General features: G+C 43.6%; 23 protein-coding genes and 1 pseudogene. 19 read left to right on the top strand and 5 right to left on the bottom strand.

Annotated elements, in window-relative coordinates:
- The first annotated feature begins 488 nt into the window (after positions 1-488).
- Positions 489-1652, top strand: coding sequence for a lactate racemase domain-containing protein (locus tag NLZ44_RS10270; RefSeq protein ID WP_493752981.1), 1164 nt, complete (start codon positions 489-491; stop codon positions 1650-1652).
- On the opposite strand, the gene NLZ44_RS10265 is transcribed toward NLZ44_RS10270, so the two are convergent.
- The gene (locus NLZ44_RS10265) at positions 1638-2651 is read right to left on the bottom strand and encodes an AEC family transporter (protein ID WP_493752695.1); all 1014 of its coding nucleotides are present in this window, start codon (positions 2649-2651) and stop codon (positions 1638-1640) included. The two genes, NLZ44_RS10270 and NLZ44_RS10265, sit on opposite strands and share 15 nt — an antisense overlap.
- A 49-nt stretch (positions 2652-2700) precedes the next feature.
- Between NLZ44_RS10265 and NLZ44_RS10260 the strand changes: the two genes are divergently transcribed.
- The 6 genes from NLZ44_RS10260 (at position 2701) to NLZ44_RS10235 (ending at position 10660) form a co-directional block, all read left to right on the top strand.
- The gene (locus tag NLZ44_RS10260) at positions 2701-3420 is read left to right on the top strand and encodes an NAD-dependent epimerase/dehydratase family protein (protein WP_493752694.1); all 720 of its coding nucleotides are present in this window, start codon (positions 2701-2703) and stop codon (positions 3418-3420) included.
- Positions 3413-3943, top strand: a complete 531-nt coding sequence (locus NLZ44_RS10255) for a phosphate-starvation-inducible PsiE family protein (RefSeq protein WP_493752693.1) — start codon at positions 3413-3415, stop codon at positions 3941-3943. Before NLZ44_RS10260 ends, NLZ44_RS10255 begins: the two co-directional genes overlap by 8 nt.
- A 225-nt stretch (positions 3944-4168) precedes the next feature.
- Positions 4169-5545: an ABC transporter substrate-binding protein gene (locus NLZ44_RS10250; RefSeq protein ID WP_493752692.1), complete on the top strand. Its 1377-nt coding sequence runs from the start codon at positions 4169-4171 to the stop codon at positions 5543-5545.
- Between the two features lie 64 nt (positions 5546-5609).
- Entirely contained in the window at positions 5610-8858 is a 3249-nt protein-coding gene (locus tag NLZ44_RS10245; protein WP_493752691.1) for a response regulator, read from the top strand.
- Positions 8848-10260 carry an adenylate/guanylate cyclase domain-containing protein gene (locus NLZ44_RS10240; RefSeq protein ID WP_493752690.1) on the top strand — a complete coding sequence of 471 codons (1413 nt, stop codon included), beginning with the start codon at positions 8848-8850 and terminating at the stop codon, positions 10258-10260. Before NLZ44_RS10245 ends, NLZ44_RS10240 begins: the two co-directional genes overlap by 11 nt.
- 19 nt (positions 10261-10279) lie before the next feature.
- A complete protein-coding gene (locus NLZ44_RS10235) occupies positions 10280-10660 on the top strand; it encodes a response regulator transcription factor (protein WP_006621258.1) in 381 nt (126 codons plus the stop codon).
- A gap of 63 nt (positions 10661-10723) precedes the next feature.
- Here NLZ44_RS10235 and NLZ44_RS10230 read toward each other — a convergent pair whose 3' ends face one another.
- On the bottom strand, positions 10724-11971 hold the full coding sequence (locus NLZ44_RS10230; protein ID WP_493752689.1) for a hypothetical protein: 1248 nt from the start codon (positions 11969-11971) through the stop codon (positions 10724-10726).
- A gap of 328 nt (positions 11972-12299) precedes the next feature.
- Here NLZ44_RS10230 and NLZ44_RS10225 point away from each other — a divergent pair, with 328 nt between their 5' ends.
- Both NLZ44_RS10225 and NLZ44_RS10220 read left to right on the top strand, forming a co-directional pair.
- On the top strand, positions 12300-12728 hold the full coding sequence (locus NLZ44_RS10225) for a hypothetical protein (RefSeq protein ID WP_111892140.1): 429 nt from the start codon (positions 12300-12302) through the stop codon (positions 12726-12728).
- A 63-nt stretch (positions 12729-12791) separates the two neighbouring features.
- The gene (locus tag NLZ44_RS10220) at positions 12792-14837 is read left to right on the top strand and encodes an ABC1 kinase family protein (RefSeq protein ID WP_493752688.1); all 2046 of its coding nucleotides are present in this window, start codon (positions 12792-12794) and stop codon (positions 14835-14837) included.
- Between the two features lie 45 nt (positions 14838-14882).
- On the opposite strand, the gene NLZ44_RS10215 is transcribed toward NLZ44_RS10220, so the two are convergent.
- Positions 14883-15515, bottom strand: coding sequence for a GNAT family N-acetyltransferase (locus NLZ44_RS10215; protein WP_111894409.1), 633 nt, complete (start codon positions 15513-15515; stop codon positions 14883-14885).
- Between the two features lie 259 nt (positions 15516-15774).
- Here NLZ44_RS10215 and smc point away from each other — a divergent pair, with 259 nt between their 5' ends.
- The 4 genes from smc to NLZ44_RS10195 all read left to right on the top strand — a co-directional run bounded on the left by smc (position 15775) and on the right by NLZ44_RS10195 (position 21533).
- Positions 15775-19374 carry a chromosome segregation protein SMC gene (gene smc / locus NLZ44_RS10210; RefSeq protein ID WP_493752687.1) on the top strand — a complete coding sequence of 1200 codons (3600 nt, stop codon included), beginning with the start codon at positions 15775-15777 and terminating at the stop codon, positions 19372-19374.
- A gap of 783 nt (positions 19375-20157) precedes the next feature.
- Positions 20158-20943, top strand: coding sequence for a putative hydro-lyase (locus tag NLZ44_RS10205; RefSeq protein ID WP_493752686.1), 786 nt, complete (start codon positions 20158-20160; stop codon positions 20941-20943).
- A 185-nt stretch (positions 20944-21128) separates the two neighbouring features.
- Positions 21129-21287 (top strand): hypothetical protein, encoded by a 159-nt coding sequence (locus NLZ44_RS10200; RefSeq protein WP_493752685.1) that lies wholly within the window; start codon positions 21129-21131, stop codon positions 21285-21287.
- A gap of 75 nt (positions 21288-21362) precedes the next feature.
- Entirely contained in the window at positions 21363-21533 is a 171-nt protein-coding gene (locus NLZ44_RS10195; RefSeq protein WP_158536369.1) for a hypothetical protein, read from the top strand.
- A 121-nt stretch (positions 21534-21654) separates the two neighbouring features.
- On the opposite strand, the gene NLZ44_RS10190 is transcribed toward NLZ44_RS10195, so the two are convergent.
- Both NLZ44_RS10190 and NLZ44_RS10185 read right to left on the bottom strand, forming a co-directional pair.
- Positions 21655-21954, bottom strand: coding sequence for a hypothetical protein (locus NLZ44_RS10190; protein ID WP_048894935.1), 300 nt, complete (start codon positions 21952-21954; stop codon positions 21655-21657).
- 43 nt (positions 21955-21997) lie between these two features.
- Positions 21998-22186: a hypothetical protein gene (locus tag NLZ44_RS10185; RefSeq protein ID WP_493752684.1), complete on the bottom strand. Its 189-nt coding sequence runs from the start codon at positions 22184-22186 to the stop codon at positions 21998-22000.
- A gap of 116 nt (positions 22187-22302) precedes the next feature.
- Here NLZ44_RS10185 and NLZ44_RS10180 point away from each other — a divergent pair, with 116 nt between their 5' ends.
- The 6 genes and pseudogenes from NLZ44_RS10180 (at position 22303) to NLZ44_RS10155 (ending at position 26808) form a co-directional block, all read left to right on the top strand.
- Positions 22303-22764 (top strand): hypothetical protein, encoded by a 462-nt coding sequence (locus NLZ44_RS10180; protein WP_493752683.1) that lies wholly within the window; start codon positions 22303-22305, stop codon positions 22762-22764.
- Positions 22765-22785: 21 nt separating this feature from the next.
- Positions 22786-23038: pseudogene (locus NLZ44_RS10175) on the top strand (chromosome segregation protein SMC); the annotation flags it as partial.
- Positions 23039-23089: 51 nt separating this feature from the next.
- Positions 23090-24082: a PRC-barrel domain-containing protein gene (locus tag NLZ44_RS10170; RefSeq protein WP_111893230.1), complete on the top strand. Its 993-nt coding sequence runs from the start codon at positions 23090-23092 to the stop codon at positions 24080-24082.
- A 182-nt stretch (positions 24083-24264) separates the two neighbouring features.
- Positions 24265-24600 (top strand): photosystem II reaction center protein Psb28, encoded by a 336-nt coding sequence (gene psb28 / locus NLZ44_RS10165; RefSeq protein WP_493752682.1) that lies wholly within the window; start codon positions 24265-24267, stop codon positions 24598-24600.
- Between the two features lie 162 nt (positions 24601-24762).
- Positions 24763-25653: an indole-3-glycerol phosphate synthase TrpC gene (trpC, locus tag NLZ44_RS10160; protein ID WP_493752681.1), complete on the top strand. Its 891-nt coding sequence runs from the start codon at positions 24763-24765 to the stop codon at positions 25651-25653.
- 57 nt (positions 25654-25710) lie between these two features.
- On the top strand, positions 25711-26808 hold the full coding sequence (locus NLZ44_RS10155) for a pyridoxal-phosphate-dependent aminotransferase family protein (protein ID WP_006621244.1): 1098 nt from the start codon (positions 25711-25713) through the stop codon (positions 26806-26808).
- Positions 26809-26814: the final 6 nt, after the last annotated feature.

Raw genomic sequence — 26814 nt, 5'->3', positions numbered from 1 at the left:
TAGGCATATATATGTCGCCACGGATTTCCATTCTTTAATAATAAGTCAAGTTTCGGGATTTGTCAAGGGGTAAAACTGGGATTTTGGGAGTTTTTTTAAGGATGGCTGAAATGGGTGATTTGGCGGCGGTTGGGTGAGGGGTTAGAGAAGGGGTTGATTGATGGGGTTGGGTTGCACCTAACCTACTTTCATCAGATGACGGTGTTGGGTTGCACCCAACCTACTTTCATCAGATGACGGTGTTGGGTTGCACCTAACCTACTTTCATCAGATGACGGTGTTGGGTTACCCAACCTACTTTCATCAGATGACGGTGTTGGGTTACCCAACCTACTTTCATGAGATGACGGTGTTGGGTTACCCAACCTACTTTCATCAGATGACGGTGTTGGGTTGCACCCAACCTACTTTCATGATTTGATGGTGTTGGGTTGCACCCAACCTACTTTCATGATTTGATGGCGCTAATTGCTGATATTTAAGTGAGTATGAAAATTATCACCCTAGAAACAGTTAGTCTGATTTCTGTTGATGCTATTGTCGGCACAATAACCGATTATTTGTTGTCCATAAATCAACGGTGCGATCGCCTTCTGATTATCTGTGAAGATGTCACCCGTTCCACACCTATTGACCTCTTTTTTCCCCAATTATTAGCCTTTATTAACAGAAGTTTATCCCCAGAAATTACCGTAATCTTTGCCTTGGGAACTCATCGACCGATGACTGAGACCGAAATGCTCAATAAATTGGGAATATCCCCCAGAGAAGCTGAACAGATAAACCTGTTAAATCATAATGCCTTTGATGATAGTCATTTAGTCGAAATTGGCGTGATTGATGGGGTCACTGTCAAGTTAAACAGGGTGATGATGAATCAGGATGTCGTCATGTGTTTGGGGAGTGTATTTCCTCATCGAGTTGTGGGATTTTCTGGGGGGACAAAATATCTGTGTCCGGGAATTGCTAATCAAGCCATAATTGATTACACTCACTGGAAAAGTAACCTCTTCCCTACTGAAGAAATTATGGCAAAAGTGGATAACCCAATTAGGGATATATTAGCTCAAGTGGGAGAGTTAGCTACTCAAGCCTTTCCGGCTACTTTCGTTTCCGTTAACTTTGTTACCCTTCCCACTGGTATTGTCGATGTGTTTGTGGGTGATTTACAATCTTCCTATCGTCAGGCGGCCGCACTTAGTGCTAAATTGTTTTTAAAAACTGTTGAACCCTGCGATAAATTGCTGGCTATTGTGGATGACAAAAGTGCAGATTTTTGGCAGGCTGCTAAAGCCGTTTATAACTGTGCAGATATGGTCAGAGATGGGGGAACTTTGGTGGTGAGAGGGAAGTTGGCTGAGGGGATTTCTGCCACCCACGGGGATATTATTAATCAATTCGGTTATGCTATTCCTGAACAGGTGAAAACCTGGGTTGATTCGGGAGAGTTAAATAATCCCCTAGTGGCTAGTCATTTAATTAGGGTTGGGCAGCATTTACAGAGAATTAAGGTGTTTTTGGCATCGGAATATATTGATGAGAAAATGTGCGATCGCATTAATTTAGGCTATCGCGACCCCGCCAGTTTAGATCCCTCGGAATTTGATGCTATTGTTTACCATGCTACCGATTTAATTTTAAGGCGCAAATAGCCATAACCACATCGGGATTGTCATTAATAAACCCACGGAACCTAAAGCTACAGTAGCTACGGATAAATCCTTGTCAAGACCGTAGGCGATCGCATAAATTACCGTAGCAATAGAAGGCGGCATAGCCATTTGGAGAACAATAGCTAATCTCGGTAAACCTGTCACTCCCAAAAACATCAAACCTGTTCCTACTACTAACGGAACTACAATCATTTTAATAGCCAGACAAATTAACGCTTGGCTTAATTTTTGCAGTTTCCCTAATTGACTAAGTTGAATCCCAATCATAATAATCGCTAACGTGACAATAGACCAAGCCGAAGTTCTTAAACCATTTTCTGCCAGGTCTGGGAGGGGAACATGGCGGAAAAAAAACCCAAACCCAAAACTCCATAAAGCCGGATTTCCGAAAATAATTTGTAGTGGACTTTTCCGACGTTGTGCTAGGGGATTATTCCCATAATTAGCCGAAATCATATAGCCGATGCCGTGGAGTCCGGGACTGGTGGCGAGGGTATTATAAAGGACTGCCCATAAAAAGTATTCAGGACCAATTAAAGACAAGACTACAGGAAAGCCTAAATAAGAGGTATTTCCTACCATCATAGCTAGTAAAAAACTGCCTTGGGTTGGTCGAGTCCAGGCGGTGTCTGGGATGGGTTTATCTGCTTTTAAATGGCGGGGATCAATCAGGCCAGAAGCTATAGCTTTAATGCGTTCATCACTGATTTCTAATTCCATCCAAAAACGCGCAAAAACTGCCCCAATAAACATGGCAAGCCATCCAGCTATAGGCGAAATCCAAATATATCCAGAGATATCAACTCCCCGCATAAAGGCAATGATGCCGAGGGGAACACCAATCCAATAGAGAAACTGGCCTAAATACTTAGATGTACTATCGGGGAGTTTTTTGCCGAGAATAAATCCTAGTAAAGCCCAGCCAATTAAATTGATGTATAATCTAACAATTGGATTTTCTAATAGGGTTAAAATCATGACAGGTTAATGTTAGAATCAGAATGGATTTGACTGGTTGACAAAGGAAATGCGAAAGGTTCTGATTACGGGTGCGGCTGGACAAATTGGCCGATCGCTTCGAGAATTGTTAGCTGGCTGTTACCAATTCCGATGTTTGGATCTTAAACCGATTTCTGGTGCTGATGATGTCATCATAGCCGATATTACTGATTTTGAAGCAGTATCCCAGGCTATGGACGGGGTTGATGGAGTAATTCATTTGGCGAGTAACCCAGACATACAACAGCCTTGGGAGGATGTCTATCGGGGGGGAATTGCGGGAACTTATAATGTCTTTGAGGCGGCGAGACGGGTGGGGATAAAGCAGTTAATTTATGCTAGTAGTAATCATGTTTCCGGGTGGCGAGAAGTTATGGGAGAGTCCCATATCACCCCGGAAATGGTCGTGAGACCTGATTCTTTATATGGGGTTGGTAAGGCTTTTGGGGAGGCGTTGGCGCAGTTGTTTGTAGACCAATATGGGATGTCGATTATTTGCTTGCGGATTGGTTCATTTTTGCCATATCCTAATAGCGATCGCAGTTTGAAAACTTGGTGTAGTCCCAGAGATTTGGCGCAATTGGTGCAAAAATCCCTAGATCATCAAGATTTGGGTTTTCAGATTTTTTATGGGGTTTCTAACAATACTAATCGGATTTGGAACATTGACAACGCCCGTCAATTGATTGATTATCAACCCCAAGATAATGCCGAATTAAATTATATCACGGATAAACCCAATGTTTAAAAAAAAGTTGCAGCGAATTTTAAATCAGTTTCAAGATGAGAATTTTTTGGGGATAATTCACTGGGTGGAGAATTGCGTCTCTAAAATTTTGTCCGTGGCTTTAATTTTGGTAATCATCGTTTCTCTGGTGGATTTAATTAGAGTGTTATTGTCGGATTTATTTACCTCCAAGCCAACCGGGTTTTTTGATGCAACTTTAATTGAGATTTTTGGGCTATTCTTGAATATTTTAATTGCTTTGGAGTTGCTGGAAAATATAACAGCTTATTTAAAAAAGCATATTGTTCAAGTTGAGTTAGTGGTGGTGACAGCTTTAATTGCTGTATCCCGAAAGATTATCATTTTTGACACCAATAAATATCAAAAAATCGATGTGATCGCTTTGGCGGGTGCGAGTTTAGCTTTGGCTGCTAGTTATTGGTTAATTCGGACTATGAATGAAGATATTGCCATCAAAAATAAAAGGTTTAACAAGTCTCGCAAATCTCGCCCTGATGATGAAGAAGACCAAGAACATGAGTAACATCAATTTTATCGGAATTAGACAGGAAGTTAACATTATGTAACTATCCATGTTTATATAGCTTAATATTTCGGCAGACAACTTAACTAAATGATGGGCAATAATCCCCAGCAGCTATGGTATCCAGTCAACTGATCAAATCTTGAGAATCTTAATAGATTCCGTGGTAAAATTGGATATAGTTATGATTTAACTTGACACAATAGTTGTGGGTAGTATTTTACCATGCAAACACGCCAAGAATTTATTAAATATGGTCTTCTGTTCTTCTTATCATTAGGGGTAGTTACCTGTAACGCATCCCCATCGTCTGTGGGTTCTGGTGCTGGGTATAGGCCATTTAGGGTTTGGTGGCAACAGGGTTTTTATCCAGAAGAAACTCAAGAGATTCAGAGATTAGTCCAAGAGTGGGAAAATGAGACCGGAAATCGGGTAGAATTGACCTTCTACAGTGACGCAGATATGCTGAGAGAAACTAATAATGCGATCGCATCAGTTAATCCTCCTGACCTGTTATTTAGCACTGGGAAAGTAGAAACCTTAATCCCTAGTTTAGCGTGGGATAATCAACTGGTTGATCTATCGGATATAATCACTCCCCTGGGAAACATTTACGATCCGCAGGCCCTGGAATCCGTAGCATACAAGAATTCCCACACCCGACAAACTGGGAAATATGCCGCCCCCCTCAGCCAGCAAACTATTCATATTCACTACTGGAAACCCCTAGTTGAACAAGCCGGATTTAGTAGCGATCGCATTCCTCAAGACTGGGAGGGATTTTGGCAATTTTGGAAAGACATTCAAGACGAATTACGTTCCCAGGGTCAGCAAAATATCTACGCCTTTGGTTTCCCCATGTCTCCCGCCGCCAGTGATACCTACTTCACCTTTGAGCAATTTTTAGCCGCCCACAGTGTAGAATTAATCAGCCCCACAGGACAACTGCAAGTTAGGGAACCCCGGGTGCGTCAAGGTCTGATTAACGCCTTGACCGAATACACCAACCTTTATAAAGATGGCTATGTTCCCCCTAGTGCCATCGACTGGGGAAATCCTGATAATAACGTCTCTTTCCTGAGTCGAAATTCAATTTTAACCGCTAACCCATCCCTATCAATTCCCGGTTCCCAGCGTCAGGATACCCAGACCTATTTTCAAGATTTAGTCACCATCGACTGGCCGAACAAACTAAATGGCGATCGCCTTAATTCCGTTTCCAGTGTCAAAATGGTTGTTATATTTAAAGAGTCCCCCAATCAGGAACAAGCCAAAAGTCTACTATCCTATCTAATTCAACCAGAGAACTTAGGTTCCTATCTCCAGGGTGCTCAAGGACGCTATTTTCCGGTAATGCCAAAACTATTAGAAGATCCATTTTGGACAAATCCCGAAGATCCGCATATTTCAGCGTCTGTTCAGCAATATCAGCAAGCTAGGCCATTCCCACAATCATTTAATCCGGCTTATTCTCAAGTGCTATCGGATAATATTTGGGGTCAGGTTATCCGTGCTATTGTAGCTGATGGTATCTCACCAGAACAGGCAGCGGATCGGGCGATCGCTCAAATTGAGGGAATTTTCTCCAATTGGGAGCAATAATAGTTTATGGCCCACCATAGGAACCCGAATCAGGTTATAGCCAGAGTCTCCATGAGGTAAACAAATGAAACTCCTCAATCAAAGCCTACTGTCAAAATTGGTGGGTTACTTTTTTCTACTTTCCAGTGTCACCGTTGGGCTGGTTAGCTTTACTGTGAACATCCGCGCGCGGGAGTCCCTGCAACAATCAGTTTTTGAACGATTGCAAGTCGCCACCTCCCTTAAAGCCCATCAGGTCAACAAATGGGCAGAAAATCAACGCCGAGAAACCCTAGCTACAGCTAGTAACTTAACCGTCAGGACTCAAGCCGCAATTCTGGTAGACCCCAACGCCACACAAGCCCAAAAAGCCCAAGCCCAAGAGATCATCAACCAAGAATTAACTCACCTCCTCGCCCTCAAACCCGAAATTGATCGCATTTCCCTACTGACTACCGCCGGAATTATCATCTATTCTACCGACCCCACCATTATCGGAAACTATCAACCTCTAGGTAATACCACTACCTATTTTGAAAGCATGGAGTCAGGCGATCGAGTCCGTCCTAATTTTTACACCTCCACCAAAACTGGGCGACCCATGATCACCCTAGCCGCCCCCGTTTTTCGTCCTACCTCTTCCACTAGCGCCACCCTCGATATACCAGAGTTAGACGATATCCTTGCTATTCAAACCCTGTTGGCTAACGGAGGGTTTTATAATGGTTCCATTGATAATATATGGGGTCTGCAAACCCAAACAGCGATCGAAAACGCTCAAAATGCCTATGGACTCCCAGTAACTGGACAACCCGATCGCCCTACCCTAGAACAATTGGTGCAATCAGCCAACAATATTAATTTACCCCCAGAAAATCAACGTATAGCCGTCATTGCACTAGATTTGAACCTGAATAGCATCGATGAAATTATCCGAAAAAGGGCGGGTTTGGGAAACAGTGGCGAAACTTATTTAGTCGGTCGTTTAGAAAGCCAAAGCGCTTTGATTTCTAGTCACCAAATCGGAGAAGAAAAACTGATCCAAGCTGTTAGCAGTCCCGGAATTGATGCAGCTTTGCGGGGAGAAACCGGAGAGGGTATTTATCGCAATTATGATGGTATTCCCGTGATTGGGGTATATACCTGGTTAGAGGAGCAAAATTTGGCTTTGATTGCCGAAATGGAACAACAAGAAGCCTTTGCTCCCGCTAATCGCCTCGCTAAAGATATCTTATTGCTAGGGTTGACTTCTATCAGTTTACTGTTGATTGCTGTCTATCTGTTAACTCGCAAAATTACCCAGCCTATTCTAGCCATTACTGAGACAGCTTTAAAGGTTTCCGATGGAAATTTCGATTATCAAGCACCAGTTTTAACTCAAGATGAAATTGGAATTTTGGCTAAGACTTTTAATCAGATGATTAATGATATTAAAGATTTTAATCAACAGTTATCTGAGTCTAATCAACATTTAGAAGAACGGGTCAATATGGCTACCGCAGAACTTCAGGAAACTTTGGCTAATCTGACTTCAATTATTGACCACATTGCTGATGGATTGTTAGTCACTGATACGGAAGGTAAAATTACTCGCACTAATCCCGCTTTGGCTAATTTGTTTGATTTGGGAGATGTGGATATACGCGGTAAATTGTGCAGCGAAGCCTTTGATGGGGATGTGATGGATTTGCTTTTGCAGTCTAAGGCTAAACCTCTGGATGCTTTCGGGGGAGAGGTGAAATTAGAAGGCGATCGCATTGGTCAAGCCGTCGCTAAGGGTGTACTTAAACAGGTATCTTCCCCATCAGGTTCAGAAGAATTAATATATATTGGTTCAGTGGTATTATTTAGGGATATTACAGCCGAAAAAGAAATAGATCGGATGAAAACTGATTTTATCTCCACCGTATCCCACGAATTAAGAACACCTTTAACCTCTGTTTTGGGGTTTGCTAAATTGATTCAGAAAAAACTCGATGATGTGATTTTTCCCTTCATTAAAACTGATGATAAGAAAATCAATAGAGCCGTTAATCAAGTCGCTAGTAATGTAGATATTATTGTTTCAGAAGGCATCAGATTAACTAATCTAATTAATGATGTGCTTGATATTGCCAAAATGGAAGCGGGTAAGACCGAATGGAATATAGAACCTTTAGCTATCAAAACCGTAGTAGAACGCGCTATATCTGCCACTACTTCTCTATTTAATAATAGACCCATTAAATTAATTGTAAATATGCCCGAAAATCTCCCCGATATTATGGGAGATAATGATAAATTAATGCAGGTTTTTATTAACTTAATTTCTAATGCTGTCAAATTCACCGAAAATGGTAATGTAACCTTAGAATTAAGGGCGGTTAATTCCGTGATTAAGGTTTCCGTAAAAGACACGGGTTGTGGGATTGATATTGCTGATAGAGAACAGGTTTTCGAGAAGTTTAAACAGGTAGGTAATACCCTAACTAATAAACCGCAAGGAACTGGTTTAGGCTTGCCAATTTGTAAAGAAATTATCCAGCATCATGGCGGGTCTATTTGGGTAGAAAGTCAGGTGGGAGTGGGTAGTACCTTCTATTTTACCTTGCCTTTACCTGATGACCAAGATATCCAAAACGCTGTTAAAACTCTTGATTTACAATCTTTAATTAATCACCTAACTAATGAAAAAAATCAGGATAATAAGTCCGTAGAAGAGCAGAAAAAAACCATCTTAATCGTAGATGATGACCCAAGTATTAGAGAGTTATTGCGTCAAGAATTAGATGCGGAAGGCTATAATGTCCGCTTGGCGAAAGATGGTCGAGAAGCCATTAGTCAAATTAAACAAAATCCACCAGATTTAGTAATTCTTGATATTATTATGCCGGAGATTAATGGTTTTGATGTGGCGGCTATTTTAAAACATGACCCGGAAACTCAGCATATTCCTATTTTGGTTGTCTCCGCTGATGACTCAGTTAGTCGTGGCTATCAGGTAGGGGTTGATAAATACCTAACTAAGCCAGTGGCTCAAGAAACTTTATTACAAGAAGTTAAATCTTTGTTTGCTCGTGGAGAGTCTCCTAAACGGGTGTTAATTGTCGATCGCGATATTTCTACCCTTGAGATTTTAAATGAAGTCCTAAAAACTCAAGGTTATCTTGTATCTCAGACCCAAGGGGAGGAAGAGTTTTTGCCTCAAATTCGAGCCATGAAACCAGATTTAGTTATTGCTAATGCGGAATTTTCCAAAAAGTATAATTTAGTCCGTAGCTTTAAGTTTGAAAAAGAACTAGCTAATATCTTTCTATTTTTGTTAGAAGACTCCCGTAGCAGCCATGAAGATTAAACTTAAACAAATTTTACGTTTTCCTGATATTGCCTCAATTATCGATGAAATTGTTAAGTTGAATAATGGCTCAATTTCGATTTTTGATCATGAGGGAAATTGTCTGTTAGGGGACTTTCAAGAAATAGATAGTGAAACTTATCCGATTTTACTTCATAATCAATCTATTGGTTGGGTGGAAGGCGATCGACAAGCCGCCACAGTCGCTTCTCTCCTCACTTATTTAGTTAATCGAGAATGGGAACGAAAAACTTTGGCTCATGAAACCTTGGAAAGGTACAAGGAAATTAATCTACTTTACCGAATTTCTGAAAAATTGAGTGCGGTTTTGGATCAGAAATCTTTGTCTTTACTGCTTTTAGAAGAAGCTATGCAAGCCATTCGAGCTACTGGCGGTTTTGTGATGAATTGTCACGAGGATCATCAACATAATCACCAGTGCGAAATGATTGTAGTATCTGGGGAGGACTCCCCACTTAGTTACCTCTTAGCTGAGAAAATTGGCGATGCTATTTTTGATTTTACTCAGCCGGAAATTATTAATAATATTGCTTATGATTTTCGCTTTGCTTTCATGGCTTCCCAAATATCGGCTCTGTTATTTTCGCCTCTCAAACATCAAAACCGGATTATTGGGTTTATTGTGTTATTTAGCACTCAAGCTGTCTCCTATAATGCTAGTGATTTAAAGTTATTGACAGCGATCGCATCTCAGGCGGCCAATGCTATTGAAAATATCCGATTTCATGAATATCGATTGCAGGAAGAACGGATTAAAAGCAATTTGGAAAGATATATGTCACCTCAGTTAGTCGAGGCTTTGATTAACTCCAAAGATGAAAATTTGCTGAAAAACTGCCGCAAAAATTTAGTGATTTTATTTTCTGATATCCGCGATTTTACCACCAAGTGCGAAGAATTGCCACCGGAAAAAATTGTCGAATATTTGAATATTTATTTTGAAGAGATGGTTAATGTCATTTTTGAACATGGGGGGACTGTCAATAAGTTTGTCGGAGATATGATAGTTTGTATGTTTGGCGCTCCCGCTAGTCTGGCTAATTGTGAACGACGAGCCATAGAAGCCGCCATTGGAATGCAAAATCGCTTACAACAAATCTCTAATGATTGGATTAGAGACAATTTTCATACCGGAATTGGTATTAGTTCCGGCGAAGTGGTCGTCGGGAATATTGGCTCCCCCCATCATGTTGATTATACTGCGATCGGAGATCAGGTTAATGTGGCCTCTCGATTACAATCTTTGGCCAAGGGTAGACAAATACTGGTAGGACGTAGTATATATGATGCAACACAAAATGATTTCTCTTTTAAAGAGGTGGGTATTGTTAAGCTCAAAGGAAAAAAAAATAAGATAGAAGTCTTTGAAGTGTTATATTGATGAGTTTAGGGACAAGCTGATGTCACCAAGTATTTTAATTGTAGATGATGAACCTCATATCAGGCTCTTGCTTCAACAAACTTTGGAAGAACTAGAAGATGAGGGTGTAGAATTATTAATTGCTGATAATGGTGAGGCGGCGTTAGCCATTATCAAAGAACAAAAGCCGGATTTAATTTTTCTGGATGTGATGATGCCGAAAATGAATGGTTTTGATGTCTGTAACGCCGTCAAAAATGAACTGGGATTATCTGATGTTTTTGTGATTATGCTCACTGCTAAAGGTCAGGAATTTGATAAACAACAGGGTGAAAAGGTGGGAGCAAATTTGTATATGACTAAGCCTTTTGACCCTGATGAAGTCCTAGAAAAGTCCATGGAAATCCTAGGGATGTGTTAACCGCTAATCAGGCGGACTTTAGTACCTAACCCCAAACTTAAAAAATTTGATTCTGACTGACTCTTAACTACCTAAGTTGAGAGTTTGTTTAATTTGATCAATGCAATTATCAGGATTCACAATGGTTAAGCCACGTAGTGTAGTCAGGTCCTTTGTTTGTTGTGCATCTGCTTGTAATAATACCATCATCGACGATTCTTTCGGTAATTCTAGGGAATTTCTATGCTCCTCATAGGTACTAATAGTCTGGTTATAATTTTTACCTGATTTGCATTCAACCCAGAGAACTTGTTGGTTAACCCAAAATAGAAAATCTAACTCAAATACATTTCCATTGGCAAATTCTAGCTTGGGATTAATTAAGTATTGATAGCTCAGATTATACTCATTAAATAAATTGGTGATTTTTCGGTAAATAAACTTCTCAAACCAAATACCATTAAAGAAATTTATGATTTGTCCTTGGGGGTCAACTTGACCGGAAATGGTTCTACTATTTTTATTATAGTGATAGGTTGACAGAAAGCTGAGACGACTTAGCCTATTACATAATTGTGTCGATTGCGATATCTCTGGTTGACTGCTATTTGATAAGTTGAGATGAAAAGGACTTCTGCTACAAATACTTTGGACGATCGCTTGATGTAATTTGCTTAAATTTTGGTAGTTATTACCAATGATATCAGCTAGTTGATTTAGCACATCATCTGAAGCACTCGGTTGATTACTACTGTTAACTTTAATCTCCAGTTTTTCTAGCCAGTTAATTAATTCGGTCGGTTCTTGGTTGGTTTTTACGGGTTCAGGTGAAGGAATCTTAGGTTCTAATACCTGTAACACCCTTTCTAATTGGGATGAAATTTTAGACAGACGGTTAATTTCAGTTTTGACAGATTCGTGTAACTGCTCCAAGTCTTGTTTCAGAGGGAGTAAGTCGGAAGAATTACCGTTTATTTCTGGTGTGCTAAGAGTCGGTGGGGAGTTGAATTTTAACGGGATTACATTGTCAGTCTTCTTCTGCTCAACTTCGACTCGATAAACTAATTTCCAACGACCTTCATTCGTCTTATAGATTTTTATATAGTTAATAGACTGTAAGTTAAACTTGCTGGCTTCCACATACTTATAAACAGCATCCCCTACGGTTTTTCCTCCCAGTTGGGAAGATTCTAAAAATAACTTAATATCTCCTTGAACACAGTCGAACTTTACCCGAATACCTTTCGATTCTAGTTTGTTTTTAATTAATGTAGCGATCGCATTAATATCTCCTTGTTTGGCTAGGTCTAAAACCGAGAAAGCCGTACTCATCCTAAGAGTCCTCGTTAATTGGGCTGTTAGCAACAACTGTCTACTGTTGCCAGTAAATTCATTTTAAGCCGCATACCATAAACTAGACAATGTGGAAATTACGGAAAATTCCCTGGTCCAATCTGGTTATACGGTTCAACTCATCCGTAAAAATACTGATTGGTATTGCTACAGTATTGACAATCAATGATTAGTCATTCCTGCCAAAACTTAAATATTATTAAAGGTTTGAATCTCCAGAATATCATCTTTTTTAAGCTAAAATAATCAATAGGAGTCAGAAATTCTCCCAATTGGCAAAGATAAATGGCAACCAGGATCAAAAATTATGGCTTCCGAAAACCAAGTCAAACAATATCTAGCCTACTGGTTTCAGTTAGGCAAAAAAGTTGTCCTGAATAACGGCAACCAAACTCAACTACCATTACCCACGATTACAGGCGATCGCTATAGCCAAGAATTCGAGAAGTGCTGGGAACAAATTTTAAGTCCAGAGTCTGGCGACTGCTACCTAGAGGGAACCAATGAGACCATAGCAGAACTGCTGACACCAGAATGGGAAATCATGGACTGCGCTAGGTGTGCAATACCTATTCCGGTCCGCATTCACGGTATGCCAACACCCTGCTGTCCCTGTTTTGACTTAAAAGATTGGCCAAACTCCGAATCACCTCCTCCCAGGGTTCCCGTCAACAGCCGTAGTCATTTACTTAATCTATGTCATAGATTGATGCGAGAGTCAATTCAACACGGTTAGAACTTTAGCTGAAAATTTGTTAAGATAGTTTACAATCACAATCAGACCCTAACCAAGATTTACATGACAGCTAAACCAGTGTTGCCTACATTGTCCGAGGCTGACTCCAATTCACTAACGCCGAAAGCACTCGAAACCGAGGCCATTGATGTGAACTTCTCGGAAACCATAGATACACCAGCCAACTCGGAGGATGTCTTATTGCGTTATGACCCCGAAGCGATCGCCAATCATTATCGTTCGCGGATTTTTGAGGTTTGGGGTCGGCTATTGTCAATTATCTGGAAACTAGGATTTTGGTATTGGGGAATTTGGAGCGATCGCCGATTTGCTAGAGGCGATCGTAATCAGCGAAAACGAGCCATTCAACTGCGAAACCTGCTGACGGAACTCGGTCCAGCCTTCATCAAAATCGGACAAGCCTTATCAACCCGTCCTGATTTAGTAGCGCCACTATATCTTGAGGAATTAACCAAACTCCAGGACCAATTACCCCCCTTCCCCAACGAAGTAGCCTATCGGTTTATTGAAGAGGAATTAGGCGATCGACCAGAAAACATCTATGCTGAACTTAGCCGCGACCCCCTCGCCGCCGCGTCCCTGGGACAAGTTTATAAAGGCAAACTGAAAACAGGTGAAACTGTAGCCGTTAAGGTTCAACGTCCTGACCTGTGCGAAAGAATAGGACTAGATATTTATATTCTCCGAACTTTGGCAATTTGGGCGAATAATAACTTGAAATTTATTCGCAGCGACTTAGTAGCGATTATGGATGAGTTGGGGAGTCGCATTTATGAAGAAATGGACTACAACCAAGAAGGTCATAATGCGGAACGCTTCCAAGAACTCTACGGACATTTAAAAGATATTTATGTACCCCGTATCTATTGGGAATATACCGGACGGCGGGTGTTAACAATGGAGTGGGTAACGGGAACGAAGCTCACGAATTTAGAAGAAATTGCGGCTCAGGGAATTGATGCTCGTTATTTAATTGAAGTGGGGGTGCAATGTTCCCTCCGTCAACTCCTAGAACATGGCTTTTTTCATGCTGACCCTCACCCCGGAAACTTGCTGGCTAGTCCAGATGGCAAGTTAGTTTATCTCGATTTCGGGATGATGAGCGAGGTTAAACCCTATCAGCGTTATGGTCTACTAGAAGCGGTGGTGCATCTAGTTAATCGGGATTTTGAAGGTTTAGCCAACGACTATGTAAAGCTAGAGTTTTTGAGTCCTGACACTGACCTAACCCCGATTATCCCAGCGTTAGGGGAAGTTTTTAATAATGCTTTGGGTGCTAGTGTAGCCGAGTTGAATTTTAAAAGCATTACCGATGAACTTTCGGCTTTGATGTATGAGTACCCGTTTAAGGTTCCGGCTTATTATGCGTTAATTATCCGATCGCTGGTAACTTTAGAGGGAATTGCGATTAATGTAGACCCCAATTTTAAAGTTCTCAGCAAAGCCTATCCTTATGTAGCCAAACGCTTGTTAAGTGACCCATCGCCAGAGTTGCGAACTTCTCTGCGCCTACTACTATTTAAAGATGGTTCCTTCCGGTGGAATCGTTTGGAAAATTTGCTGAAAAATGCTAAAAATAGCGATGATTATGATATCAATAAGGTTCTGGATCAGACTTTAGATTTCCTGTTCTCGGAAAGAGGAGAGTTTATCCGAGAAAATCTGGCGCGGGAACTGGTTAATAATATTGATTTGGCTTCCCAAAGTGCGATCGCTAAAGCACAAAGGACTATTGCTCAATGGATGGGGGTTAAGACTAAAACACCGGTCAAGCCAGTATCAGAAACTGATAGCAAAAATCTTGATCATGTTCAGCGGATTATTGCTATTCTTCAGGAAACTAAAGGTTTCGACCCCATGCTATTAGTCCAGCGGGTTCCCAACTTATTAGGAAAACCGGAAGTCCGAGATTTGAGTCAGCAGGTCGCGGGAGATTTAGCCCAAAGAGCGATCGCTCGTCTCCTTCGAGAGGTGTTAGCCTCGGATGAATCTAACCCCGCATCCCAAAACGGACATTCGGCTAAACCGGCTGAGGTTAAACCTTTCCCACAATTATCTCTCCCCGCCGCCTTTCGGTTTGATAATTAATGATTAATTGACCCGCCCTATTATCACAGGTAATTACAATGACGACTAACTAACCAAATTAATGTCGTGTTTTATATCTGCAATCCAATTAAAAATCGAGTCATCAGGATTGCAGTTATAGACCTCTGAATATAAGTCGCGGATTAACTGCTGTACAAGGGTTTGGGGTAACTTGTCATGATGTTTTTCGCCGATAATCATTAACATCATTTCGGTGGTTTTAGTGCCATCTAAGACAGGCAAAATGTAGATAATATCCTGAAAGATTTTAGCGCCTAACCTTCGATAAAAGGCAACGCGGCGCTGTTTTAACTGGCGATTGTCGCCAAAATAGGGATGTTCCACCTCTAGGATAAGTGATTTGTCATCCTGTTGAACCACATTGATAATATACTCTAAAAACCGAGAACCGATTTTAATGTTTCTTAAATGGGGAACGGTGGCTAAATATCCTAACAAAACAAATTCGGAATTTGGGAGAGGATGGACAATGGACATCAGGGCGAATTCCTGCTGATAATATCCCCCCCATAGTTGAATCTTGCCCAACTTGAGAGACCGGGATATGATGGGAATGGGGATGATTTCCTGGGGTAAAAAACTCTGTTGATAGAGTGCGATCGCCTTGGCAAAATCAGGATTTTCGAGGGTAATTTGTTGGAACTCGACCTCGGACATACTAATCAATTAACTCCCAGTTGATATCCTACTTAATCGAAGAAACCCCTTGAAACAGTAAAATGAGACCCCCGACCAAAATAGCGATCGCCAAAAAGCCGATAATCCCATCAAGTAGGGCCGTATCTTCCATAATCTACCTTCCTAGCCTTTCACAGGTCCCCATGTTAGCACGATTACGGAAAAAGCCACTAACCATATATGCTACCCTAATGGGTAAACCCCTATAATACCTGATTGGCAATCTTAACCAGCCTCAATGGTTCACATTAAGCGCGTGGAACTTACCAACTTTAAATCCTTCGGTGGCACTACATCAATTCCCCTGCTACCGGGGTTTACTGTGGTGTCTGGACCGAATGGTTCTGGGAAATCCAACATTCTTGATGCTCTATTATTCGCGCTAGGTCTGTCTTCCTCGAAAGGAATGCGCGCGGAAAGATTACCTGATTTGGTGAATAATTCCCAAAGCCGGAAAACGACGGTAGAAACTCGGGTTACGGTTACCTTTGACCTATCAGACCTAACATTTGCAGAACTAGAAGAGGAACCGACGGAACTGGAAGGGGAGGGAGAAACGGGAGCAAGGGGACTGGTAGCTGAGGGGGAATGGAGTGTGACCCGGAAATTGCGGGTGACGAAACAGGGAACTTATACCTCCACCTACTACATTAATGGGGAACCCTGTACGCAAACAGAACTACACGAACAACTAAACCGTCTGCGGATCTACCCAGAAGGTTATAACGTGGTGCTTCAGGGAGACGTGACGGGTATTATCACGATGAAACCCAGGGAAAGGCGGGAAATTATCGACGAACTGGCGGGAGTGGCACAATTCGATCGCAAAATTGTTCTAGCGCGGGAAAAACTGGATACAGTGAAGGAACGGGAGGAACGTAGCCGCATAGTTGAACAGGAACTTATTAGCCAACGCGATCGCCTGGCTAAGGACCGCGCCAAAGCGGAAAAGTATCAAAAACTCAAGGCTGAATTACACGAAAAAAGCCTTTGGTACGCGGTACTAAACTACCAAACCCTACAACAACAACTCTGGCGACTGCGAGAACAAATCGAAGCAGGCGATCGCAGTCATAGTGAATTGACGGAACAATTCCAGTTGCAGCAAAGCCAAATTAAACAAGCAACCACTACCCTGGAAGCATTAAACGCTCTAGTAAAAGCCATGGGGGAAGAGGAACTGCTGCAACTCCAGTCAACCCTGGCTACCCAGGAAGCGGAATTGGCTTCTCGCCAGCAGAGGCGGCGGGAATTGGAAACGGCGGCGCAAAAGGCGAGTGAGCAGCTCCGACAAACTCAAGCGGCTATTGAAGAACATAGCCAAACCCTGGCTAATTTGCAAGCCCAAAAAAAGACGGAAACCGAGTTAGAACAACAACGGGAAAGCGATCGCCATGTGGCAGAAACTAGCCTTAACCAAACCCGTAGGGAAGCGGACCAAATAGCCAACCAAGCGGAAAGTTGGATGGTACAACAGACGGACCTACACCGCCAAATAGAAGCCTTGCAAAAAAGCCTGAACCCCCAAAAGACAGAACAAGCGAGACTGCGGGAGAGGGCGGAACAGTTGGCGCGCCAAACCCAGGAAAGGGAACAGGCGCTAGAATCTTTACAAGGGGAATTAACTACCCACCAGCAAACCCTGCAAAGGGCAACCAGTGGGGTTAGCAGCGCCGCCGCTCAGGTAGAGTCTCTCTCGCGGATAGTTACGGCGGTAGAAGAAGATCTGTCTGTCCAACAAGACACCCTTAACCGCTTATTAGAAGAACAGCGGGAACGTCAACGCAAGCTAGACCGCCTAGAAGCTGAACAACAAGCCCGATCGGAGGCGGCGGGGACCTATGCGACTATGGCGATTCAAAAAGCGGGGTTAACTGGGGTCTGTGGTTTGGTCTGTCAGTTGGGAAGGGTAGAACCTCAATACCAACTAGCCCTAGAAATTGCGGCGGGAGGTAGATTAGGACATTTAGTGGTAGAAGATGATACGGTGGCCGCGGAAGCGATCGCCCTGTTGAAACGACAAAAAGCCGGACGGGCTACGTTTCTCCCCCTCAACAAAATCAGACCATCATCAGAGAGAATGGAAACTTATACTCGGCTCTCCCTGGATGGCTTAGTAGACCTGGCGGTAAATTTAATTGAATACGATCGCCGTTATCATCACATTTTCGTATATGTCTTTGGCACAACCTTAGTATTTAAGTCCCTAAATCAAGCCCGGCGCTATCTGGGACAATATCGGATGGTGACATTAGATGGGGAATTGTTAGAATCTAGTGGAGCCATGACAGGGGGTAGTAGCACATCCCGTTCTAGCCTGCACTTTGGTAGTGTAGATGATCAAGTTAGTGCCACCGCCCGTGCGATCGCCTCTCTCAAAGAAAGATTAGCGGAAATAGAACGTATCCTCACCCGTTGCCATCAAGCTATTACAGAAGGCACACAAACTGTTAAACAACGTTCTGCGGAATTAATCGAGGCTAAACAAAATCTGCGAGAGGCTACCCAAATTGTGGCTCAAGTCGAGTCCCAAATTGTGGCTATCACCACGACTATAGAACAAACACGATCGCAACTAAACACCGCCCAGCAAGAATTATCCACCGCCAGGGAACGTCTAGCAGCACTAGATAGCACCATTCCCGCCGCAGAACAACAACTACAAAGCGATCGGGAAACCCTAGCCCAATTGGAAAGAACCAACAGCCACACGGAATGGCAACAGATACAAGTTCGCCTCCGCCAACAAGAAGCGCACCTACAAGCCCAAGAAACCGCTCTGCGAGAGGTTCAACAGCGGTTAGGGTACATTGAGACCACTACAGCCGCCCTGGGCGAAAAATTAGCAGCCGACCATCTCCGCGCCGCCGACTTCCAGCAGCAGCAACAGTCCCTTAACCAACAAATCACGGACACCCAAAACCGCATCACCACCATCAATAACCAAATTAGCCAAACCCGCGCAGCCATCTCCCAGGTTGAGCAACGTTTGGGGACAACAAAACAAGAACGCGATCGCTCTGAAGCACAACTGCGCGAAATGCACACCGCCCAGTCGCAGTTGGAATGGCAGATCCAGAAACTTGAGGAAACCCAACAGGGACGGCGTGAACAACTCAACATTAAACAGCAACAGCTAGAAACCCAAAAAGCTGAACTTCCCGACCCACTACCCACCATTCCCGAAAAACTGGATCTAGCTACCCTCCAACGAGAGATTAAATCCCTCACCAAAGCCATGGAAGATCTCGAACCCGTGAATATGTTAGCCTTGGAAGAGTACGAACGTACCACTACCCGCCTAGAGGAGTTAAGCCAAAAATTGGCTACCCTAGAAGCTGAGAGGACAGAACTACTATTACGCATTGAAAACTTTACCACCCTCCGCCGTCGCGCTTTTCAGGAAGCCTTTGATGCAGTTAACCAAAACTTCCAAACCATTTTTGCCGAATTGTCGGAGGGAGATGGATATTTACAAATTGATGACCCAGAAGACCCCTTTAATAGCGGTCTAAATTTAGTGGCTCACCCCAAGGGTAAGCCTGTACAGCGACTAACTTCTATGTCGGGAGGGGAGAAGTCCCTAACGGCGCTAAGTTTTATTTTTGCCCTCCAGCGTTACCGACCCTCCCCATTTTATGCCTTCGATGAGGTGGATATGTTCTTGGACGGAGCGAATGTGGAACGATTAGCTAAAATGATTAAAGGACAAGCAGAACAAGCCCAGTTTATTGTGGTTAGTCTGCGTCGCCCCATGATGGAAGCCTCCCAGCGGACGATTGGAGTTACACAAGCTAGGGGGGCTTATACTCAGGTTCTGGGTATCAAATTATCGTAAGTGTTTTTAGAGGTAAGGCGATCGTACCGGGTCGGTTGGGTGAAACCCAACACCAACATCTCTCATTTAGTAGGTTGGGTGAAACCCAACACCAACATCTCTCATTTAGTAGGTTGGGTGAAACCCAACACCAACATCTCTCATTTAGTAGGTTGGGGGTCGGTACGAAACCCAACACCAACATCTCTCATTTAGTAGGTTGGGTGAAACCCAACACCAACATCTCTCATTTAGTAGGTTGGGGGTCGGTACGAAACCCAACACCAACATCTCTCAGTTATGTTGGGTTTCACCCAACCTACCCAGCTCGAATTTATCGAAAGTGAGTAGGGCGATCGCATTTCGCCGGCGAGCTTATTTAGTAGGTTGGGTGGAGGTACGGAACCCAACAACAACATCTCTCAGTTATGTTGGGTTTCACCCAACCTACCCAGCTCGAATTTATCGAAAGTGAGTAGGGCGATCGCATTTCGCCGGCGAGCTTATTTAGTAGGTTGGGTGGAGGTACGGAACCCAACACCAATATCTCTCAGTGGGGAGGTAAGGCGATCGCCTATTTAGTAGGTTGGGGGTCGGTACGGAACCCAACAACAACATCTCTCAGTTATGTTGGGTTTCACCCAACCTACCCAGCTCGAATTTATCGAAAGTGAGTAGGGCGATCGCATTTCGCCGGCGAGTTTTTGGGAGGTAAGGCAATATTTGGGAAATTGACAGTCTCGCACAACTCCTGATAATATAAAAACACCGCAAAACAAACGAATTTACTGAGGAGTTCTTAAATTGTTAGATAGCTATTCTCTTCCTCACGAAATACGTCAACTTTGCAAAGATGGAAGCTTTACATCTCCCACTCCTGGTTTGGCATTAGGTTTTGTTCAAGCTAACTTAGTTGTATTGCCGTACTCTTTAGCATTTGAGTTTTTACTTTTCTGCCAACGGAACCCGAAACCATGTCCTGTTCTCGATGTAACAGATGTTGGCAGTCCAGAACCTAAAATAATTAGTCCAGGAGCAGATATCAGGACTGATCTTCCACGCTACAGAGTTTTTCGCTATGGTGAGTTAGTTGAAGAAACGACTGATATAACACCATTTTGGCGAAACGATTTAGTCGCATTTTTAATTGGTTGTTCGTTTTCTTTTGAAAATGCTATGTTGAATATTGGATTGCCAGTTCGACATATAGAGGAACAAAAGAATGTTCCTATGTACAAAACAGATATTGAGTGTATGCCAACCGGGGCGTTTTCTAGTCCCTTAGTTGTTTCTATGCGCCCTCTTCGCTTTAACCATGTTGTTCGTGCGGTGGAAGTAACTAGCCAATATTACAAAGCACATGGTTCTCCTATCCATATTGGCAATCCGGAAACCATAGGTATCAAGAATTTGGCAAAACCTGATTATGGGGATGCGGTTAAACTTTACGATGACGAAATACCTGTGTTTTGGGCTTGTGGAGTGACAACACAGACTGCAATTCTTAGAGCCAAGCCTGAATTAGCAATTACGCATTCTCCAGGGCATATGTTTGTTAGTGATTTAAGAGATGATCTCCTTATGTTTTGAAGCCTATTTAGTAGGTTGGGTGGAGGTACGGAACCCAACAACAACATCTCTCAGTTATGTTGGGTTTCACCCAACCTACCCAGCTCGAATTTATCGAAAGTGAGTAGGGCGATCGCATTTCCGGCGCGGAGCCTATTTAGTAGGTTGGGTGGAGGAGGGGAATCCAACAACAACATCTCTCAGTGATGTTGGGTTTCACCCAACCTACCCAGGTCGGTACGGAACCCAACAACAACATCTCTCAGTGGGGAGGTAAGGCGATCGCCTATTTAGTAGGTTGGGTGGAGGTACGGAACCCAACAACAACATCTCTCAGTGGGGAGGTAAGGCGATCGCCTATTTAGTAGGTTGGGTGGAGTACGGGAACCCAACACCAACATCTCTCAGTGGGGAGGTAAGGCGATCGCCTATTTAGTCGGTTGGGTGGAGTACGGGAACCCAACACCAACATCTCTCAGTGGGGAGGTAAGGCGATCGCCTATTTAGTCGGTTGGGTGGAGTACGGGAACCCAACACCAACATCTCTCAGTGGGGAGGTAAGGCGATCGCATTTCCTAAAAGGTGATTTAATGTATTTTACTTTACAATAAGTCACAAAAATTTTCACTATACTTGACAATTGCAAATTCATTAACCATACTGGACATATCTCTAAACAATTGAGGACTCAATATTATTCTCTTCTGTCTTATGACTGAAGTCTGAGGAGACTTAGATATCGCTAAACCCGAAAACTTTATCATCAGGTAGATTGAAGATAATAGACAGCAATTGAGGTGATGTTATGTGGGTTTTTAATGCGATTTTAATTTTAGTTTGAATAGTCGTTTTTATGGCAAGAACCCCTGTGTTATCACGTTTCTTATGTTTGGTATTTGCTATTTTAGTAAATATTTTTGTGTTATGGACGGCCGCTGGTTTTTTTGCAATGTTGGGTGCTTGTGCGGGTCTATTTTTATATTTGGTGTTTGAGGCGGCCGGAGCCTCTGATGCAGCGCTAGGATTAACCATAATAACAATATGTTATGGAATAGGCGGATTGGTGGGATTCATTTTATGGTTTCCTGAATTTTATAAAAATCTTTCCTGCGCTTTCCTCGAATTCCTCGAAAGTGAGTAGGGCGATCGCATTTCCGGCGGCGAGTTTTTGGGAGGTAAGGCGATCGCATTTCCGGCGGCGAATTTTTGAGAGGTGAGGCGATCGCCTATTTAGTCGGTTGGGTGGAGTACGGGAACCCAACACCAACATCTCTCAGTGGGGAGGTAAGGCGATCGCCTATTTAGTCGGTTGGGTGGAGTACGGGAACCCAACACCAACATCTCTCAGTGGGGAGGTAAGGCGATCGCCTATTTAGTCGGTTGGGTGGAGTACGGGAACCCAACACCAACATCTCTCAGTGGGGAGGTAAGGCGATCGCCTATTTAGTAGGTTGGGTGGAGGAACGGAACCCAACACCAATATCTCTCAGTTATGTTGGGTTTCACCCAACCTACCCAGGAGGTAAGGCGATCGCCTATTTAGTAGGTTGGGTGGAGGTACGGAACCCAACAACAACATCTCTCAGTTATGTTGGGTTTCACCCAACCTACCCAGGAGGTAAGGCGATCGCCTATTTAGTAGGTTGGGTGGAGGTACGGAACCCAACAACAACATCTCTCAGTTATGTTGGGTTTCACCCAACCTACCCAGGAGGTAAGGCGATCGCCTATTTAGTAGGTTGGGTGGAGGTACGGAACCCAACAACAACATCTCTCAGTTATGTTGGGTTTCACCCTATCAGTGATGTTGGGTTTCACCCAACCTACCCAGTAGTTGGGTGAAACCCAACCTACATGGCTTATATGTCGGGAGGGGAGAAGTCCCTAACAGCCCTCCAGCCTTACCGACCCTCCCCATTTTATGCCTTCGATGAGGTCGATATGTTCTTCGACGGGGCAAATGTGGAACTATTAGCTAAAATGATTAAAGGAGAAGCAGAACAAGCCCAGTTTATTGTGGTTAGTCTGCGTCGCCCAATGATGGAAGCCTCCCAGCAGACCTGGGGTCACACAAGCTAGGGGGGCTTATACTCAGGTTCTGGGTATCAAACTGTAGTAAGTTGACCCGGTAACATATATTTACGTTTGGAATTAAATTTAGCCAAGTATGACATCTGAACATATCCGCCAACGTTCCGATCTTCTCGGCACTCAAGTGATTACCCGCGATCGCGGTAAGCGACTAGGAGTCGTTAGCCAGTTGTGGGTTGATGTGGACCGACGAGAAATTGTAGCCCTGGGGTTGCGAGACAATTTTCTGGCTGTGGCTGGACTCCCTAAATACATCTATCTCAACAGGATCTGTGAGATCGGCGACGTGATCTTGGTGGATAACGACCAGGTTCTTGAAGATGATGTTGATATAGAAGGTTACAGCGATTTGATCAACAGTGAGGTAATTACAGAAACCGGAGAACCCCTCGGACGAGTGCGGGGCTTCCGCTTCGATACCCGTGATGGTAAGCTCGAATCCATTATTATTGCCTCTCTGGGTTTTCCACAAATTCCAGATCAGGTTATTAGTACCTATGAACTTTCCATAGATGCGATCGTTAGTAGTGGTCCGAACCGCTTAATTGTCTTTGAAGGCTCGGAAGATCAACTTCAACAGTTGACGGTCGGTGTTCTGGAACGTCTCGGACTGGGTGAAGCACCCTGGAACCGCGAAGAAGAAGGAATGTATTATCCCCCCACGGTTAAACCTGCTAACCAATTGGGTACTGGTGTTCCTCAAGCACCACCACAACAACAATATCGCACCCCCGCCCCGGTTGAGGAAGCCTGGGAAGAAGAAGAAACCTGGCAAGAGGCGATCGCCCCTCCCCCCGTTAGACAGCCTGAACCAGTTTATGATGATTATGAAGATGATAACTGGGGAGATGCTGAACGGGATGATTATGATGATGCGGAATATGTGCCGATAGAAGCGCCCCGCCAAGAACGTCTCTATGCCCGAGAATATGAGTATGAATATGAGGATGATGTGGAGTCTGATGCTTGGGCTGATGATGAAACCCCTAAACCTTATAAAGCCCCCCGTGTCAATATTCCTGACAAAAAGAAAATGCCGGAATATGAGGAAGAACCCGGCGGCTACTAACTAACCTACTCCCACGCTAAATATTCCGATCATGTCATGGCGTGGGATTCCCATTTGGGGGTTGACAAATTTCGTAAAATGTGATATGCAGTTAGCCCCAGAGTCGGATTTTTTTAGGCAGACAGGGGCGATCGAAAAATGTTAAGCTGGCAAATGTTTAGTATTTGACTGCATAGTTATTTATGGCTTCAATTCAATTTTCACGGGGAGTTGACGAAGAAGTAATCCCAGATGTGCGACTGACTCGTTCCCGAGATGGTAGCCAAGGAACGGCTACATTTCGTTTCCAAAATCCCAAGGCTTTGGCTGATGATGCGACTGAGGAAATTACTGGGATGTATTTGATTGACGAGGAAGGGGAAATTACCACTCGTGAAGTTAAGGGAAAATTCATTAATGGTAAAGCTACTGATATTGAGGCGACTTACTTAATGAGAAGCCCTGAAGAGTGGGATAGGTTTATGCGATTTATGAGTCGCTATGCTGAAGAAAACGGTTTAGAATTCAATAAGTCCTAACATATCCGGTAGTTATGGAAACTCCCACCGTCATGACTATAGCTTGGCGGCGGGGTTTTCCTCCCTATCCTCCCAACTGTGATTGGTTAAAATTCTGTCAGTATACTATGGGCGGACTCCACATATAATTCTTAGATAGCTGATGATGATTTTACGGAAACTATGATCGAAATTCGCCGCCATTCTCCTAACCCTTCCATTGATGTCCTTAACCTCAGTTACCAAATAGCGACACCAGAAGCTAAACCACGCCATATATTAGAAGAAATAGTCTGGCAAAAAGAAAAGGAAGTTAGCCAAAAACGCGATCGCTTATCATTACTAGAATTAAGAAAACGGGTCATGGACTTCCCCCCCTGTCGGGATTTTCTGGGGGCGCTAAAAACGTCGGCTACCCGTCCCGCCGTTATCGCAGAAGTGAAAAAAGCCTCCCCTAGTAAAGGCATAATTAGAGAAGATTTTGACTGTGTGGCGATCGCTAAAAGTTACTCACTTGGCGGCGCAAGCTGTATCTCCGTTTTAACTGACGAAAAATTCTTTCAGGGTAGCTTTGAAAACCTCGCGAAAGTCCGCGCCGCCGTAGATCTGCCCCTACTGTGCAAGGATTTCATGATCTACCCCTATCAATTCTATCTAGCACGACTACATGGGGCTGATGCAGTTTTGCTAATTGCAGCAATTTTGTCTGACCAGGATCTGCAATATTTTCTCAAAATTGCTAAGATGCTCACCATGACTGCCCTGGTAGAAGTTCATACCCTCGCGGAACTCGATCGCGTTTTGGCACTTGATGGAGTTAACCTGATTGGCATAAATAACCGCAACCTCTCGGATTTTACCGTAGACCTCAACACCACAACCACCCTATTAGAAAAACGGCGATCGCAAATCAACTCCAGTAATATCCTGGTGGTCAGTGAGTCCGGTTTGCATCAAAGCACCGACCTAGATATTGTACTCCAAGCTGGCGCGGAAGCCGTCTTAATCGGGGAATCCCTGGTTAAACAACCAGATCCTCAAATCGCCCTGCAACAAATGTTAGCTAGAGCTTAAAAGCCAGTAGAATATTTAGTTCCCCCTAACCTAGTACAAATACGGATAGATACCGCAATGGATGATAAGTTAATGTTGATGATTCCGGGACCAACCCCAGTACCCGAAAAAGCATTACTCGCCCTGGCTAAACACCCCATAGGACACCGCAGCGGTGATTTTAGTCAAATTATGGCGGAGGTACAAGAAAACCTCAAATGGCTACACCAAACCCAAAATGATGTCTTAATCCTTACCGCCAGCGGGACTGGTGCAATGGAAGCGGGAATTATTAATTTCCTCAAACGTGGCGATCGCGTTTTATGTGGTTGTAACGGTAAATTTGGCGATCGCTGGGCGGAAGTCGCTACAGCATACGGGTTAAATGTAGAAATCATTTCCGCTGAATGGGGACAACCCCTAGACCCCGAAAAATTCCGCGAAGTCCTCGAAGCGGACACCGAAAAGCAAATTAAAGCAGTCATTATCACCCACAGCGAAACCTCAACCGGGGTTCTCAATGACCTGGAAACCATCAACCGCCACGTCAAAAACCACGGGGAAGCCCTAATTATTGTTGATGCAGTCACCAGTTTAGGCGCTGTTAATCTTCCTATTGATGAATGGGGATTAGATGTGGTAGGGTCCGGTTCCCAAAAGGGTTATATGATTCCCCCAGGACTAGCTTTTGTCTCTGTCAGTCCTAAAGCATGGGAAGCCTACAAAACCGCTGACCTACCCCGCTATTACTTCGACCTGGGACCATACCGGAAAACGGCAGCTAAAAATACTAACCCCTTTACCCCCCCGGTTAATCTGTTTTATGCACTCCAGGTGAGTTTGCAAATGATGAAAGCCGAGGGGTTAGAGAATATTTTTGCCCGTCATCATCGCTTAATGACCATGACACGGGATGCCGTCAAAGGCCTGAATTTGCCCCTATTTGCCCCCGATCATGCTGCTAGTCCCGCTATAACTGCGGTTTGCCCTCCTGAGTCTATAGACGCGGAAAAGGTGCGCTCTATCATGCGAAAACAGTTTGATATCGTTTTGGCTGGAGGACAAGATCACCTCAAGGGTAAAATCTTCCGTATTGGGCATTTGGGTTTTGTTTGCGATCGCGATATTCTTTGTGCGATCGCCGCCTTAGAAACTACCCTCCAACAGTTGAACTAAAATAAA

This window comes from Arthrospira sp. PCC 9901 (assembly GCF_059013425.1).
Note: the sequence above shows the minus strand (reverse complement) of the source record. Positions and strands in the feature narration are given on the sequence as shown.

What these genes read in the sequence shown, in the direction of transcription:
- NLZ44_RS10270 (WP_493752981.1), top strand. Translation starts at nt 489, where the DNA reads ATGAAAATTATCACCCTAGAAACAGTTAGTCTGATTTCTGTTGATGCT.
- NLZ44_RS10265 (WP_493752695.1), bottom strand. Translation starts at nt 2,651, where the DNA reads ATGATTTTAACCCTATTAGAAAATCCAATTGTTAGATTATACATCAAT.
- NLZ44_RS10260 (WP_493752694.1), top strand. Translation starts at nt 2,701, where the DNA reads ATGCGAAAGGTTCTGATTACGGGTGCGGCTGGACAAATTGGCCGATCG.
- NLZ44_RS10255 (WP_493752693.1), top strand. Translation starts at nt 3,413, where the DNA reads ATGTTTAAAAAAAAGTTGCAGCGAATTTTAAATCAGTTTCAAGATGAG.
- NLZ44_RS10250 (WP_493752692.1), top strand. Translation starts at nt 4,169, where the DNA reads ATGCAAACACGCCAAGAATTTATTAAATATGGTCTTCTGTTCTTCTTA.
- NLZ44_RS10245 (WP_493752691.1), top strand. Translation starts at nt 5,610, where the DNA reads ATGAAACTCCTCAATCAAAGCCTACTGTCAAAATTGGTGGGTTACTTT.
- NLZ44_RS10240 (WP_493752690.1), top strand. Translation starts at nt 8,848, where the DNA reads ATGAAGATTAAACTTAAACAAATTTTACGTTTTCCTGATATTGCCTCA.
- NLZ44_RS10235 (WP_006621258.1), top strand. Translation starts at nt 10,280, where the DNA reads ATGTCACCAAGTATTTTAATTGTAGATGATGAACCTCATATCAGGCTC.
- NLZ44_RS10230 (WP_493752689.1), bottom strand. Translation starts at nt 11,971, where the DNA reads ATGAGTACGGCTTTCTCGGTTTTAGACCTAGCCAAACAAGGAGATATT.
- NLZ44_RS10225 (WP_111892140.1), top strand. Translation starts at nt 12,300, where the DNA reads ATGGCTTCCGAAAACCAAGTCAAACAATATCTAGCCTACTGGTTTCAG.
- NLZ44_RS10220 (WP_493752688.1), top strand. Translation starts at nt 12,792, where the DNA reads ATGACAGCTAAACCAGTGTTGCCTACATTGTCCGAGGCTGACTCCAAT.
- NLZ44_RS10215 (WP_111894409.1), bottom strand. Translation starts at nt 15,515, where the DNA reads ATGTCCGAGGTCGAGTTCCAACAAATTACCCTCGAAAATCCTGATTTT.
- smc (WP_493752687.1), top strand. Translation starts at nt 15,775, where the DNA reads ATGGTTCACATTAAGCGCGTGGAACTTACCAACTTTAAATCCTTCGGT.
- NLZ44_RS10200 (WP_493752685.1), top strand. Translation starts at nt 21,129, where the DNA reads ATGTTGGGTTTCACCCAACCTACCCAGGTCGGTACGGAACCCAACAAC.
- NLZ44_RS10190 (WP_048894935.1), bottom strand. Translation starts at nt 21,954, where the DNA reads ATGGTTAATCCTAGCGCTGCATCAGAGGCTCCGGCCGCCTCAAACACC.
- NLZ44_RS10170 (WP_111893230.1), top strand. Translation starts at nt 23,090, where the DNA reads ATGACATCTGAACATATCCGCCAACGTTCCGATCTTCTCGGCACTCAA.
- psb28 (WP_493752682.1), top strand. Translation starts at nt 24,265, where the DNA reads ATGGCTTCAATTCAATTTTCACGGGGAGTTGACGAAGAAGTAATCCCA.
- trpC (WP_493752681.1), top strand. Translation starts at nt 24,763, where the DNA reads ATGATCGAAATTCGCCGCCATTCTCCTAACCCTTCCATTGATGTCCTT.
- NLZ44_RS10155 (WP_006621244.1), top strand. Translation starts at nt 25,711, where the DNA reads ATGGATGATAAGTTAATGTTGATGATTCCGGGACCAACCCCAGTACCC.